Raw genomic sequence first — 368 nt, forward strand, 5'->3', positions numbered from 1 at the left:
GAGGCCGAAAGGCGTAGTCGATGGGAAACAGGTTAATATTCCTGTACTTGGTGTTACTGCGAAGGGGGGACGGAGAAGGCTATGTTAGCCGGGCGACGGTTGTCCCGGTTTAAGCATGTAGGCGGAGAGTTTAGGTAAATCCGGACTCTTACTAACGCTGAGGTGTGATGACGAGGCACTACGGTGCTGAAGTAACAAATGCCCTGCTTCCAGGAAAAGCCTCTAAGCATCAGGTAACACAAAATCGTACCCCAAACCGACACAGGTGGTCAGGTAGAGAATACCAAGGCGCTTGAGAGAACTCGGGTGAAGGAACTAGGCAAAATGGTGCCGTAACTTCGGGAGAAGGCACGCTGATATGTAGGTGA

At 51.4% G+C, this 368-nt stretch carries 1 rRNA gene; it reads left to right on the forward strand.

Annotation, left to right across the window (positions count from 1 at the left end):
- Nucleotides 1–368: ribosomal RNA gene (locus NNO02_RS23610) — 23S ribosomal RNA — on the forward strand; the annotation flags it as partial.

It is taken from the genome of Citrobacter sp. Awk 2 (genome assembly GCF_028069815.1).
GTDB lineage: Bacteria > Pseudomonadota > Gammaproteobacteria > Enterobacterales > Enterobacteriaceae > Citrobacter.